The 13214-nt window shown below is 63.2% G+C and carries 12 protein-coding genes and 1 tRNA gene; 7 read left to right on the forward strand and 6 right to left on the reverse strand.

Annotated elements, in window-relative coordinates; all coding sequences use genetic code 11:
- Positions 1 to 76: 76 nt before the first annotated feature.
- The 5 genes from ACIPY3_RS05845 to ACIPY3_RS05865 form a co-directional block, all read right to left on the reverse strand.
- The gene (locus tag ACIPY3_RS05845; protein WP_387433762.1) at positions 77 to 484 is read right to left on the reverse strand and encodes a hypothetical protein; all 408 of its coding nucleotides are present in this window, start codon (positions 482 to 484) and stop codon (positions 77 to 79) included.
- A 49-nt stretch (positions 485 to 533) separates the two neighbouring features.
- A complete protein-coding gene (locus tag ACIPY3_RS05850; RefSeq protein WP_400331272.1) occupies positions 534 to 1817 on the reverse strand; it encodes an alpha/beta hydrolase in 1284 nt (427 codons plus the stop codon).
- 22 nt (positions 1818 to 1839) lie between these two features.
- Positions 1840 to 4338, reverse strand: coding sequence for a bifunctional lysylphosphatidylglycerol flippase/synthetase MprF (locus ACIPY3_RS05855; protein WP_400331274.1), 2499 nt, complete (start codon positions 4336 to 4338; stop codon positions 1840 to 1842).
- Positions 4339 to 4422: 84 nt separating this feature from the next.
- The gene (locus ACIPY3_RS05860; protein ID WP_400331277.1) at positions 4423 to 4602 is read right to left on the reverse strand and encodes a glycine zipper domain-containing protein; all 180 of its coding nucleotides are present in this window, start codon (positions 4600 to 4602) and stop codon (positions 4423 to 4425) included.
- Between the two features lie 75 nt (positions 4603 to 4677).
- Positions 4678 to 5907, reverse strand: coding sequence for a multidrug effflux MFS transporter (locus ACIPY3_RS05865; protein WP_400331280.1), 1230 nt, complete (start codon positions 5905 to 5907; stop codon positions 4678 to 4680).
- Between the two features lie 173 nt (positions 5908 to 6080).
- Here ACIPY3_RS05865 and ACIPY3_RS05870 point away from each other — a divergent pair, with 173 nt between their 5' ends.
- The 6 genes from ACIPY3_RS05870 to ACIPY3_RS05895 all read left to right on the forward strand — a co-directional run bounded on the left by ACIPY3_RS05870 (position 6081) and on the right by ACIPY3_RS05895 (position 11334).
- On the forward strand, positions 6081 to 6929 hold the full coding sequence (locus ACIPY3_RS05870) for a phage holin family protein (protein ID WP_400331282.1): 849 nt from the start codon (positions 6081 to 6083) through the stop codon (positions 6927 to 6929).
- A gap of 47 nt (positions 6930 to 6976) precedes the next feature.
- A complete protein-coding gene (locus tag ACIPY3_RS05875; RefSeq protein ID WP_400331641.1) occupies positions 6977 to 7600 on the forward strand; it encodes a CDP-alcohol phosphatidyltransferase family protein in 624 nt (207 codons plus the stop codon).
- A complete protein-coding gene (locus tag ACIPY3_RS05880) occupies positions 7600 to 8502 on the forward strand; it encodes a DMT family transporter (RefSeq protein WP_400331284.1) in 903 nt (300 codons plus the stop codon). Before ACIPY3_RS05875 ends, ACIPY3_RS05880 begins: the two co-directional genes overlap by 1 nt.
- A 109-nt stretch (positions 8503 to 8611) precedes the next feature.
- Complete coding sequence (locus ACIPY3_RS05885; protein WP_400331287.1) at positions 8612 to 9808, forward strand: glycosyltransferase; 1197 nt, start codon at positions 8612 to 8614, stop codon at positions 9806 to 9808.
- An 84-nt stretch (positions 9809 to 9892) separates the two neighbouring features.
- Positions 9893 to 9966, forward strand: a tRNA-Ile gene (locus ACIPY3_RS05890).
- Positions 9967 to 10143: 177 nt separating this feature from the next.
- Positions 10144 to 11334, forward strand: coding sequence for an acyl-CoA dehydrogenase family protein (locus tag ACIPY3_RS05895; protein WP_400331290.1), 1191 nt, complete (start codon positions 10144 to 10146; stop codon positions 11332 to 11334).
- A 5-nt stretch (positions 11335 to 11339) separates the two neighbouring features.
- On the opposite strand, the gene ACIPY3_RS05900 is transcribed toward ACIPY3_RS05895, so the two are convergent.
- Positions 11340 to 11861: a M23 family metallopeptidase gene (locus tag ACIPY3_RS05900; protein ID WP_400331292.1), complete on the reverse strand. Its 522-nt coding sequence runs from the start codon at positions 11859 to 11861 to the stop codon at positions 11340 to 11342.
- A 401-nt stretch (positions 11862 to 12262) separates the two neighbouring features.
- Here ACIPY3_RS05900 and rpsB point away from each other — a divergent pair, with 401 nt between their 5' ends.
- Entirely contained in the window at positions 12263 to 13117 is an 855-nt protein-coding gene (gene rpsB, locus ACIPY3_RS05905) for a 30S ribosomal protein S2 (protein WP_400331295.1), read from the forward strand.
- Positions 13118 to 13214: the final 97 nt, after the last annotated feature.

Raw genomic sequence — 13214 nt, forward strand, 5'->3', positions numbered from 1 at the left:
TTACTGGTTCAAGTCCAGTCGGAGGAGCGCACGGACCCCGTACCGGCTACACGCCGGTGCGGGGTTCATTTTTTGCCTAGACGAAGTCCATTTCCACCTGGAGGAAGCGCGAGGCCTCGGCCACCGCCGCAAGGAAAGCCTCCTGCTCTGTTGGCGGAGTCCTTGGCTCCCGTGGGTGCCACTCATGGGGCGCAGAGTAGACGCGCGTGAAGCCTCCGCCCGGTGGCGCATAGAAAATACCAAACCGCTGGACCGGCCATTCCGGTGATGTCTCGGGAGCCACCAGCAGCGCAGCATCGGCCTCGGGATTGAACCACTGGGCGATGGGGCGGCGGCGATCGTCGGTGAACAGGCCGGCGGCGTAGAGGGCCGCTGATTGGGGACTGGTCACGGAGCACAGCCGGTCCCACCACAGCGGCAGGATGCGCTCATCCCGACGCTGCCATGGTGCCGGTAGCGGCTGCAGCTCTTGCCAATGTGGCACACCTCAACTTTATCGTCCGGGCACCCGCCACAACAGGGGCGGACTTGGCTTAGCGGGACAATCCCAGGCGCGGGTAGAGGACCTCGAAGCCCTTGACCAGCCCGGCGTTCAAGGCGATGCCGACGTGTCCGCCGTTGGGCACCTCGTAGTACGTCACCGTCATCCCGGAGGCCTTCGCCGCGGCAGAGACGGCCTTGGCAGCGGCAACGTACACAACGTCGTCCGAGCCGGCCGTGAAAACCGCAGTGGTGTCCGGGAACTGCTTGCCCTTCATGATGTTGATGGGTTTTTGGGCGTCGTAGGCGGCCTGGTCGCCGTGGAAGATCTCCGCAAGGTTGCCGGCCGGGTCCTCGGCGCCGGGAAATTCTTCACCTGAGATGTCCACCACGTTGCCCCACATTTTTGGATACTTCACCGCGAAGGAAATGGCGCATTGCCCGCCGTTGGAGTAACCGGCAATGGTCCAGTGGTCCCGGTCCGGAAGGATGTTCAGGTTTTCCTTGGCCCAGTTGACCACGTCCACGTTGATGTATTTCTCCACGTTGCCGTAGGTGGCAGTGTCGAGGCAGAGGGTGTCGTCCTGGTCCGGGCCGATCTGGTCGGCCACGATCACGATCGGTGCGAGCCCGTTGTTCTTCGCAGCGAAATCATCCAACGCCGCCGCCACGTACTGCGGGTCCGGCAGCCCCGGTTGGCCCATCATGAGCACATAGAGCGGGAGCTTGGGCGGATTCTCCGTCAGGGCCGCAGGAGGCAGGTAGATTCCGGCAGGGCGGGCGTTGAACCCGGATGCCGTAGCCGGAATGACCTGGGTTCCCACCTTGCCCTGGGAAGGCATGTTGGCCGGCGGCTTCCAACTCTGCCAGAGCGGGCCCGTGGGGATGGGGTCGTCTGGGTTGGGTTTGGACAGCTGGATGGGATCCTCGGTAGGAATGCCCAGTGCCGAACCCAAGGTGTTGTTCAGCCCGAACTCGGTATTGACGCCCAGGGCTGTGACCAGCAGGAAGACGGGAATGGAGATGGCTGCCGCAACCTTCCGCCACCGGGGACTGTGGCGGAAAGTGACAATAGCCAGCCCCAGGGCCGCGAAACCCGTGATGACCCAGAACCACACCCTGGGAGTGAGGCCCACGTGGAACACGTCCATGACGTCCTCCACGAGCCACACCGTCAACCAGCCCACCAAGGCAGCCACGGAGATGCCCAGCACCGCCGTCATGGCCCAGCGCGAGGAGGGCCGGAGGAAGAGCAGCAGGAACGTGCCCACGCCAACCACCACGGCGATGGTCATGACCACGGGGCCGGTGATCTCGATTTTCAGGATGTCGTTCATCGCGGCCGCGTCCGTCCCTTGCTCATGCGGCCGCCTCCCGGGCTACCATCTGGCGGAGCAATCCGGCGCTTTGGGCAGGGGACAGGCCGGGGAGGTAGGCGGAGCCCACAGCCAATCCGATGGCCGGCAGGGACAGGGGATCCCGGTAGTACATGTACAGGGTGCGGTGCTCAGGCTGGAACCGCGATTTGAAGGCCGCGAGGGACTTGAAGCCGTACATCGGTTCCAGGGCATTGCCCAGCAGCGCCAGGACGCGGTCCAGTGCACTGTGGTCGCCCTCGTCCGGTGCGGAGCCCGTGTTGGAAAGGGGTGAGCCGGACAAGGAAATCTGCGGGACATCTTCCTTGAAGTGGGTCACGGCCGATGCGATCAGGAACTCCATGACGCCCTTGAATCCCGTGGTACGGCGCCGCATGAAGTCCAGGGTCCAGCCGGTCACCACGCCATCGCTGAAGACCGGCAACCAGCTGGTGACGCCGTGCACCAGGCCGTCGTCGTCCACGGCCACGCAGCAGAGCACCTCGGGATCCTTCAGCTCATCGAGGCCACCCAGGGTGAAGCCCATCTCCGGGAGGGCCTTGTCAGCGACCCACTCTTCGGAGATCTCCGCAAGCTGCGCGCGGATGCCGGGAGGCATGAGGTGGTAGTGGTGCCAGTGGTCTTTGATGGAGAGCTTCTCCGCCCGGTTCAATGCTGTCCGGACGTTCTGCCACTCTTTGCCCTTGAACGTCATGGTCTGTACGTTCAGCAGCGTCTCTTCGGCCACCTCCAGCTTGCGGAAGTCCCGGGGCATGAGCGCTGCGTCCAGCTCGTCGGTGGCCGAATAGAAGCAGGGCGTAAGGCCCTGGGCTGCACAATGGGCGAGGAACCCGGTGGCCGCGCCGGAGTGGTGTTCCTTGGCCCCGAAGGGACCCGCAACCGTGAGGGCCACGCCGTTGTGGACCTGGTAGGCAAGGCCTGCTTTGCGGTCGGGCGTGAACCAGTACTGGTTGTTGTCCCAGAGCGCCATCCACGAAAGCGAGTTGCCGCCGTCGTGAATGAGTTCGCGGGCATGCCCCAGGTCCGCGGCCGGATCCGTAGCGAGCGTCCTGAACCGCTGGAAGTTGTTCAGCACCAACAGCAAAATACACAGCCAGATGATGTCCCCTCCAAGGCCGTACAGGACAGTGCTGAAAAGCCCCTGGGGGAGCTCGGTAACAAACGGGACCGGGAAAGGGACCAGGATGTGCGTCAACTGGCCCAGCAGGTCCCAGGGGGTGGAACGGTCCGGGTTTCCTTCAAGGAACCATGCGGCCGCGTAGAGGATCACCGCTGCGCCGGTCATGGCCAAGGTGGTCCTGCCCAGGACCCGGTAGCCCGCGTCGCTTGATTCGACGCGGAACTTGTGGCGGTTGCCGAGCAGGAGGAAAGCGATGATGAGCGGTGCCAGGATGGCCGGCACAGCGTACAGGAGCAGGAATCCCACGTCATCGCTGCCCAGCGTCACTTCCGGGTCGGTGGCGTATTGGACGATGGTGAACGTCGTCACGGCGGCGAGGTACAGCTGGATGGCCAGCGTGAGCCTGTAGGCCAGCCGGCGTCCCCTTCGGAGCCCTTCCGCACACACCAGGAGCAGCAATACAGGGATCACGGTGAGGATGGTGGCCCCGAAGCTCTGGACGCCCACCACGCTTTGCAGGGTCACGCAGCTCTTGTCGTTGTCGCAGGCTTCCTGGACTTCGTCCATGGTGGGACTGGCCTGCAACATCACCTGGGACACGACGGAGAGCGGCCCCACGTCCAACGTTCCCGTCACCTGGGTCAGCAGCGGCCCCAACGCGAAGACGCCAACCACGGTACCTACCAGGAACCGGGTTTCGCGGAGGCTCGAGGAATGGAAGGAGCCTGCCTTGCGCCGCAGGACAAGGGACTGGATGCCCCAACCTGCCAGGATGCCGATCACGGCACCAGCCAAGGCCTGAAGCGCTTGGGCCACGCCAACAAACAAGGCGAACATCAGCGTGGCGGCAAGCAACCACGTCCTGAGGCGCCGCCGCCAAAGCGCCTCAAGTGCCGCCGTCGAGCATCCCAGGGCCGCCGCCGCTCCACCGTAGGCACCCACGACGTATTCGCCGCCCAGGAAGCTGAGCCACTGGTCGCTGTTGTCCGTACCGAACTCCACCAGGACAACCACCACCAAGGCGCTGAGCGCCGTTCCTGCCACGAAAGCGGCCAGCGCCAGCCATGGTCCCATGGTGCGTTCGGCGATTCCCACGCCAACCAGGATCATCGCCGTGCAAGCCAGGTAGTCCAGCAGCGATGACGCGAAGAATCCTGAGGTGAAAACGGACCACCACGGTCCAGGTTCCACGGCCAGGCCCAGGCCCACCTGCTCCAGGAGTGGCTCGCTTGGCCCGGCCAGCACGCTTCCCGTTGCTGCCCCGATGATCCACAGGACCGCGATGAGTCCCAGCGTCAGCGGCAACCTTCGCAAGGCAGCCGCGCCACGTACCGTACCCCTCAAGCCCACAGCCGCACTCATGTGATGTCCCCTTCACAGGTGTTGCACGGGTATCCCCGGCTGGCCACCATTCTGCCTTGCCGGCGCCCGGATGGGGAGGTGTGGCTACTGCCGGTTCCAGGGGCCGGGGTTGACCCGGTACAGCACGGCGGCTCCGATGACCGCGCCAAGGATCGCGCCGAAGAGCGCGCTACCGGCCAGCCGGCCCAAGAGCGCCCCGACGACGGCGCCAAGCACGGCTCCGAGGAACAGTCCCCGGCCGTTGCGGTGCGGTTTTTTCGTCATGGTCCCAGCCTACGGGGCGGTGGTGACAGTCATGGCCAGGTCGTCGGTCCTGTCAGCAGATGGAGGGCTGCAGTGTCAATGGATTGACGGCACGGTACGCGGCCGGACCACCAGCCACAGCGCGGCGATCGCTCCGGCAATGCACACTGCCTGGACCGCACCCATGGGGACGGCCGAGCTCACGCCAAGCCAGCCCACCACCGGCGGAACGATGCCTGCCATGGTGAATTGCGAGGCGCCAAGCAAGGATGCTGCGGTTCCGGCGCGGGCGCCGTGGTTTGCCAGCGACAACACCTGGACGCAAGGGAACATGAAGCCCGTGGCACAGATGTAGAACCACAACGGAATGAGGATGCCCCACAGGCCAACGTGCAGGAGGTCCAGGACGATGATGAGGACGGCCATCAGCAGGAGGAAGACCGTGGCGCCGGCGACGATCCACTGCGGCGCAACCCGCTTGATCAGCCGGGAGCTGATCTGTACACCGGCAACGATGCCCAGTGAGTTGACTCCGAAGAGGATGCCGTATTCCTGCGGGGAGAAATCGTAGATGTCCTGGAACAGGAACGTCGATGCCGAGAGGTAGGCAAACAAGCCGCCGAAGTTCAGGCTTCCCACCATGAGCATGCCCACGAAGACTCGATCAGTCAGGACAGTTTTGTACCGCTGTCCCACCGTGGCATCGGACTTCCCCCGCTGGTCCGCGGGGAGGGTTTCCTTGATGAAGAAGATGGAGGCAAGGATTACCAGCGTGCCGTAGCAGGCAAGGAAGTAGAAAATGCCGGGCCAGGGGAATACCAGCAGAAGCTGTGAGCCGATGATCGGTGCCAGGATCGGGGCAAGGCCGTTGACCAGTGACATCCGGGAGAACATCCGGACCATCGCATAGCCGTGGAACAAGTCGCGCACCATGGCCATCGCCACCACGCCGCCGCCCGCAGCCCCGATGCCCATGAGCACGCGGAACAGCGAAAGCAGCCCAATGTCGGTGGACAAGGCGGCACCAAGAGAGGATCCGATGTGCACAGCCGTTGCCAGGATCAACGGAAGGCGCCGCCCGAACTTGTCACTGAAGGGGCCCACCACCAACTGGCCCAGGCCGAAACCGACCGTCGTGCCCGTCAGTGTGAGCTGGATCGCCGCCGCCGACACGCCAAAACTATCCTCAAGTGCCGGGAATGCCGGGAGGTAGAGGTCCACCGTAAACGGGCCCAGCGCTGTGAGCGCGCCCAGAAGAAGTATGTAGACAAGTTTTTCGCGTCGGCTCAGGGAATCGCCCGGGGCTATGGGGTTCGTCACGATCATCTATCCTATGGCCGAAACATCAGATTTTTTAGCCCTGCAGGGGCGCGCCGCGCACTGGCACGCGGAAGGTGAGCAGGAACCTGAATGATAGTTTTGAGGTCAGGTGCCCGTGGCCTGCTTTTCAGCCGCGTTTGCCCATCACGAAGCCCAGAGGAAGCAGTTAGGCGGAACCCATGAGTGGACGTCACACCAGCCGGACAGGCAGAGGTCCGGCCATCCGTACTTTGCCGAAAACCCTCAAGCTTGTTGCGCGGTTGGCTCCACGGCAACTCAACGACGAGATTGCGCTGGCCAAAGTCGAGCTCAAGCGCAAGGCGACGCAGGTTGGTATCGCCGGTGCCTTCTTCGGCGTCGCACTGGTATTCCTGGCACTTTTGGTCATCGCCCTGGTGGTGGCCGCCATCCTCGGCCTGGCAACCATCATGCCCGGCTGGTTGGCCGCTTTGATCGTTTCCGCTGTTTTCCTGTTGATCGTGGCACTCGGTGCCTTGATCGGGGTCGCCAAGTTCAAGAAGGCCATGCCGTTGGTTCCCGAGGACACCATCCGCGGCATCAAGCATGATCTTGGCATCGCCAAGGAAGGTTCGGCCTTCGACGAATCCATCCTTGATCCCAACTCGCCTGCAGCCAATGCGGCAAAGGCCGCGAAACAGGCTGCGGCTGAAAAGGCCAAGGCAGAGAAAGCAGCCAAGGAAGCTGCCAAGGAAGCCGACGCGGTCAAGGCACCCACGGAGGCCGAACTGCGCCGCCGGCTGGACAAGCGCCGTGAGCACCTCACGGGTGTCCGCGATGAACTTGGTGAGCAGTTGGACGTCAAGAAGCAGGGCCAGGCCCTTGTGGACAGCGCCAACCAAAAGCTTCAGGAAGGACGGGAGTTCGCCGCCGCCAGGTTCGCCGGCGTCAGCGAATCCGTCCCCGAGGACCTCGCTGGGCGCCTCAAGGCCCGTTGGAAGGACCTGGCCGCCTTCGGGGCAGCCGCAGCCGTTTTTGTGTTCGCGTTGCGCAAGTTGCTGAAGAAATAGCACTCTGACGCACCGCACACACTGAAAACGAGGGGAAGGGGGACATGATGAGGCTGATCGGTGCTGGATCACGCCCTGACCGTCCCCAAGTGGATCATGACCTCATTTTCACGGTTCCCAATGTCCTGACCGTTTTGCGTTTCATGGGCGTCCCGCTCTTCGTCTGGTTGGTCCTTGCCCAGAAAGAGTACGGTTTTGCCGTCCTGGTCCTGGTGGTCATGGGCAGCACGGACTGGGTTGACGGCTACATCGCCCGGCGCTTCGACCAGACGTCCAAACTTGGCCGAATCCTGGATCCCATGGCGGACCGTGCGGCCCTCATCGCGGTGGCGGTCACCCTGGCGATTGCCGGCGTCGTGCAGTGGTGGTACCTGGCCGCGCTGGTAGTTCCGGACGCAGTCCTGGCCATAGCTTCACTGATCTACTTCCGGAACCACCCGGACCTGCCCGTCAGCGTGGTGGGCAAGATCCGCACGGCCCTGCTGCTGTTGGGGACCCCGTTGCTGGTGCTGTCCAAGCTGCCGTTGCCTTTCACGGACGTGTACTTCGTTGCCGCCTGGACGTTCCTCGGAATGGGGCTTGTGGGGCACTGGATCGCTGCCTACAACTACTTTTGGGCCATCCTGCGGAAAGGCAAGGAACTGCAGAACGACGACGGCGGACGCGGCTGATGGTGTGGCTTGCGGTTTTCCTTGCGGTGCTTGGCGCATTCTTCCTCGCCGTCGGCGCCCAGCGCCAAGGCAGCGCGGTCAAGGCCGATACCGGAGGCCTGGCGCTGAGCTCCAACGGCTTCCTCCGACTGCTTCGCAATCCGCGCTGGATGTTCGGGCTCCTGCTGTTGTGCCTGGGCATGGCCTCGAACGCGATCGCCCTGGTTTCTGCACCGTTGACGGTGGTCCAGCCGATCGGCGCCATCGCCTTGGTCATCACCACGGTGGTCAACGCCAAGGACCAAGGGCTCAGCATCAACCGAGCCACCGTGGTAGCTATCAGCGCGTGCGTCACGGGCTCGGCCTTGTTTGTGTTGCTGGCTGTGTTTGTGACGCAGGAAAACCATCACGTCAGCGGTGACGATGAACTGACGATCGTCTTGCTGTTGGCCCTGGCGGTTGGGGTCTTCGGTACACTCGCTGTCCTCTTCAAACACCGTATGAGTGCCTTCGTCTACATTCTCGGCGCGGGCGTTTTGTTCGGTTTCGTCGCCGTCCTGACCCGCATCATCGGCAAGCATTTGCTGGATCCCAACGGACTGTTCCTGCTCAACGTCCAGTGGTACACCCTGATTGCCATCGCCGCGGCCGGTGGCCTGGGCTCGTGGTTCGTGCAGAGCGCCTACTCCAGCGGTCCACCCGACCTGGTCATCGCCGGACTGACTGTGATCGACCCCATGGTGGGCATTGCGATCGGCATCGTCATCCTGGGTGAGCTTCGTCCCGATGTCCACGCCGTCATGGCAATCGCCATGGCTGCGGCGGCTGTCCTTGCTATCGTGGGGGTTATTGCCCTGAGCCGCCACCACCCGGAAGTCACCAAGCGCAAGAAGGACGCGAAGGGACCCCACCGGAAGGCCTAGGGGAGTGCAGTACCTTGCGCCACCGCCTCGGCGGACCGGCAAACCGGCGACACCGCAGCATTGCCACCACTCATGCTGTCCGCACCGTGACCATCAGGAGTTCTCCATCGTGACCATTCCCGACACCAACAAACCCCTTACCATCCTGATCGCGGCGGACACCTACCCGCCGCACGTCAACGGCGCCGCACAGTTCGGCTACCGCCTGGCCAAGGGAATGACGGCGCGCGGTCACAACGTGCACGTGCTGGCCTGCCGGCAGGACAAGGGCAAGAGCTTCACGGAATTCCGTGACGAGGCCACCGTCCACCGTCTCCGTTCGCACAGCGTCCCCACGCACGAGTACTTCCGGATCTGCTTTCCGTGGGAGATCAAGAAGGAAATCAGCCTCCTCTTCGACAAGGTCCAGCCGGACGTGGTGCACATCCAGAGCCACTACATGATCGGCGAGCACGTCCTGTACGAGGCCGTGAAGCGTGGCATCCGGATCGTAGCCACCAACCACTTCATGCCGGAGAACCTGAACCCGTTCCTTCCCTTCCCGCAGTGGTTCAAGAACATCGTCGGCCGGATCTCCTGGAAGGACATGGGCAAGGTCATGGGCCAGGCCCAGGTGGTCACCACGCCCACGCCCTTGGCGGCGAAGGCCATGCACCAGCACGCCTTCCTCCGCAAGGTCCTGCCGCTTTCCAATGGCATCGACTCCGCGGCCTACGAACTCCAACCCGGGGAAACCATTGAGCGGCACGCCGACCCCACCGTTCTCTTCGCCGGACGGCTCGCCGAAGAGAAACACGTGGACGTGTTGATCGACGCCATCGCAAAGACTCCGCGCGAACTCAACGTCCACCTGGAGATCGTTGGCGGCGGTGAAGTCCGTCCTGCCCTCGAAGCCCAGGTCGCAAGGCTTGGACTGGGTGAGCGGGTGAAGTTCCTGGGCCTCGCGAGCGACGAAGACCTGCGCGAGGCCTACATCAAGGCCGACATCTTCTGCATGCCCGGCACGGCTGAACTGCAATCCCTCGTAACGCTCGAGGCAATGTCCGCCTCCACGCCTGTGCTCCTGGCCGATGCCATGGCCCTGCCGCACCTGGTCCGTGACGGCGAGAACGGGTACTTGTTCACGCCGAACGACAGCACTGAGTTGGCCGCCAAGATCACCAAGCTCGTGGAACTGCCGGAGGACCAGTTGCAGGCCATGGGTAAAGTCAGCCGCGAAATGGTTGAGCCACACAGCATCAACGGCACCTTGGAGACGTTCGAGGACCTGTACCGCGGGGCCACGTACGAGGACAAGGTGGTGTGACCAAAGCACTCCTTCACAGCTATTAGAATTGCTGGAGTGCTTTGCCCGGAACAGTTGCTTTGCGGCGGTTTCCCGGGCATCCACGGGGCTATAGCTCAGCTGGTTAGAGCGCGGGACTCATAATCCTAAGGTCCTCGGTTCAAGTCCGAGTAGCCCTACCTCACGGGAGCCGTGGTTGACGTAAGACGTCGGCCGCGGCTCCTTTGCTGTCCGGGGTCTTCTGCGTTGCGGGGGAGTGGACCGATGAGGTATGTTACTGGTCAGTAACATATACTCATCGGTAACTTCTACTGCCCTGCTGTGGTCATCGCGGACCACTCCCTGAAGGAGAGAACATGCCCAACCCCGCCTTCGATCCCTCCACCCTTCCGTATGCCGACGGCGACTTCTATGCGTTCGAGCAACTGCTGACCGGCAAGGAGCAGGACCGTCTGGCAGAAGTCCGCGAATTCCTTGCACGGGAGGTCAAGCCCGTGGCGGTGGACTGCTGGAACCGCGCGGAATTCCCCATGGAACTGATCCCCAAACTTGCCGAGCTCGACCTCGTGAGCCCCGTCCGCAGGCAAGGCTATTCAAACCTCTTCGCCGGCATCCTCCATGCGGAAGTCACGAGGGCAGATGCGTCGATCGCTACCTTCATGGGCGTCCACGATGGCCTGTTCACGGGCTCCATAGAAGCCCTGGCTTCCGAGGAGCAGAAGGCTGCCTGGCTGCCGGACATTTATGCGCTGAAGAAGATTGGCGCATTCGGCCTGACCGAGCCGCTCGGCGGATCCGATGTGGCCGGTGGTACGCGGACCACCGCCCGGCGCGAGGGTGACACCTGGGTACTCAACGGCGCCAAGCGCTGGATCGGTAACGCCACCTTCTCTGATTGGGTGGTCATCTACGCCAAGGATGTGGAGGACAACCAGGTCAAAGCCTTCCTGGTGGACACATCCCTTCCGGGTTTCTCCGCCAGCAAGATCGAGAACAAGATTTCGCTGCGCACCGTCCAGAATGCCGACATCACGCTGGACAATGTAGTGGTCCCGGAGTTCTTCAAGCTTGCCCATGCCAACAGCTTCCGCGACACCAACAAGGTCCTCAAGGTCACGCGCCTGGCCGTTGCATGGCAAGCTGTGGGGCTGCAGCTTGCGGCGTTCGACATTGCCCGCAGCTACGCCGTGGAGCGCCAGCAGTTCGGCCGTCCCTTGGCAGCCTTCCAATTGATCCAGGACCAGCTGGTCCAGATCCTGGGCAACGCGGTGGCATCCATGGGCATGATGGTGCGGTTGGCCCAGCTGGAAGACGCCGGTGTGGCCCGGGATGAACAGTCCGCGCTGGCAAAGGCCTTTACCACTGCCCGCATGCGCGAAAGCGTCGCGTTGGGCAGGAGCATCCTTGGTGGCAACGGCATTGTCACGGACTACGGCATGGCCAAAGTCTTCGCTGACGCCGAGGCCATCTACTCGTATGAAGGCACGCACGAGATCAACACCCTGGTGACCGGCCGCGCCATCACGGGAGTCTCGGCTATCGTCTGAGGCACTCAGTCCAGCGGTAGGAGGATGGAGGGCCTGAGGTCCTGAACCAATCCCAGGGGGTTGATGTACTCCTCGCCGCGGCGGACACCCCAGTGCAGGCATGTGCCGGGGCAATGGCCTGATCCGGACATGGTGGCCACGGTGCCGATGACGTCCCCCTTGGCTACGTGGTCGCCGGGCTTTAGCTCGCTGGTCACCGGTTCAAAACTGCTGCGGAGCCCGCCGCCGTGGTCAATGGTGAGGACGGGCCGGTCCACCACCACCCCGGCAAACGTCACGGTGCCATCTGCCGGCGAGGTGACCTCCAAGGCGGTGGTGACCAAACCGGCGTCGTGCTTTGGTCCCAGGTCGACGCCCCGGTGGCCACTGAGCCATGGCTTGTCCGGCGGGTCAAAGGTCCGCCGGACGGATGGTTTGGGGGCGAGCGGCCACGCCCACTGTTGCTGTGCCGGAGCCGGGATGGGAGCATCGATGGGGCCGGCCAGCAGGGCGGCAAGGACCAGTGGAATGAGCTTGGTGATGGCCATTCCCCAAGGCTTCCGCACACCGGGGCGTGGAGCCATCTGGGCGGCGCCCTATGTGGACAAGCGGCCTCGATGGCCGGTCAAAAGAGTGGGTCCGCTGTAGTACACTAAGTGGAGCAGTTTGCTGTGCCCTCAAGCTTGTTCAGGAGCATGTCTCATTCAGATGTGCGGGGGACTCAGGCTGACTACGCGTATCCAGCCCTCCACCAGCGAAGCCTTGTGGCTTCAGGCTGCGGAGGATTGTGCCTCCTGCGGTCCGGCCATGAACCATGCCGGATGGGAAGTGCAATGGATACCAGGAGCCGTGCCCGTCCGGGCAGCGGCTGAACAACCGTCAACTATTGGCAGGGTAAGAGCAGCCCTATGGGCTCTCTCATGAATGACCTGCCGGAAGGAGCGTCGGCATGCCCGTCGTAACCATGCGCCAGCTGCTTGACAGCGGCGTCCACTTTGGACACCAGACCCGTCGTTGGAACCCGAAGATGAAGCGCTTCATCTTCACGGAGCGCAACGGCATCTACATCATTGACCTCCAGCAGTCGCTGTCCTACATCGACCGCGCCTACGAGTTCGTCAAGGCTACTGTCGCCCACGGCGGCACCGTCCTGTTCGTTGGCACCAAGAAGCAGGCTCAGGAAGCAATTGCCGAGCAGGCTACCCGCGTTGGCCAGCCGTACGTCAACCAGCGTTGGTTGGGCGGTATGCTCACCAACTTCCAGACCGTCGCCAAGCGTATCCAGCGCATGAAGGAACTCGAAGAGATCAACTTCGAGGACGTCGCCGGCTCCGGTTACACCAAGAAGGAGCTCCTGCTCCTCAAGCGCGAACTCACCAAGCTTGAGTCCAACCTCGGTGGTATCCGCAACCTGACCAAGGCTCCTTCCGTTCTGTGGGTTGTTGACACCAAGAAGGAACACCTGGCTGTCGACGAAGCCAAGAAGCTGAACATCCCGGTTGTTGCCATCCTGGACACCAACTGCGATCCGGACGAGGTCGACTTCCCGATCCCGGGCAACGACGACGCCATCCGCTCCGTCAACCTGCTCACCCGCGTTGTTGCCGACGCCGTTGCCGAGGGCCTCATCGCCCGCAACCAGCGCGCTACCGGCACCACCGAAGCTCCGGAAGAGCCGCTGGCGGAGTGGGAGCGCGAGCTCCTCGAAGGCAGCAAGGCAGAAGCAGCGGCCGCTGAAGCAGCCGAAGCTCCTGAAGCAGCTGAGGCTCCTGAGGCTGCAGCCGGCGAAGCCGAAGCCAAGTAAATCTGGACCTTCCCTGAGGCGGGCCACCGCATCGGGGGCAACTGACAGGATGGCGGCCCACGGGGTGGGTTGCCGTCCTGTCAGTACGTAAACACAA

Source organism: Paenarthrobacter sp. NPDC089714 (assembly GCF_044748905.1).
GTDB lineage: Bacteria > Actinomycetota > Actinomycetes > Actinomycetales > Micrococcaceae > Arthrobacter.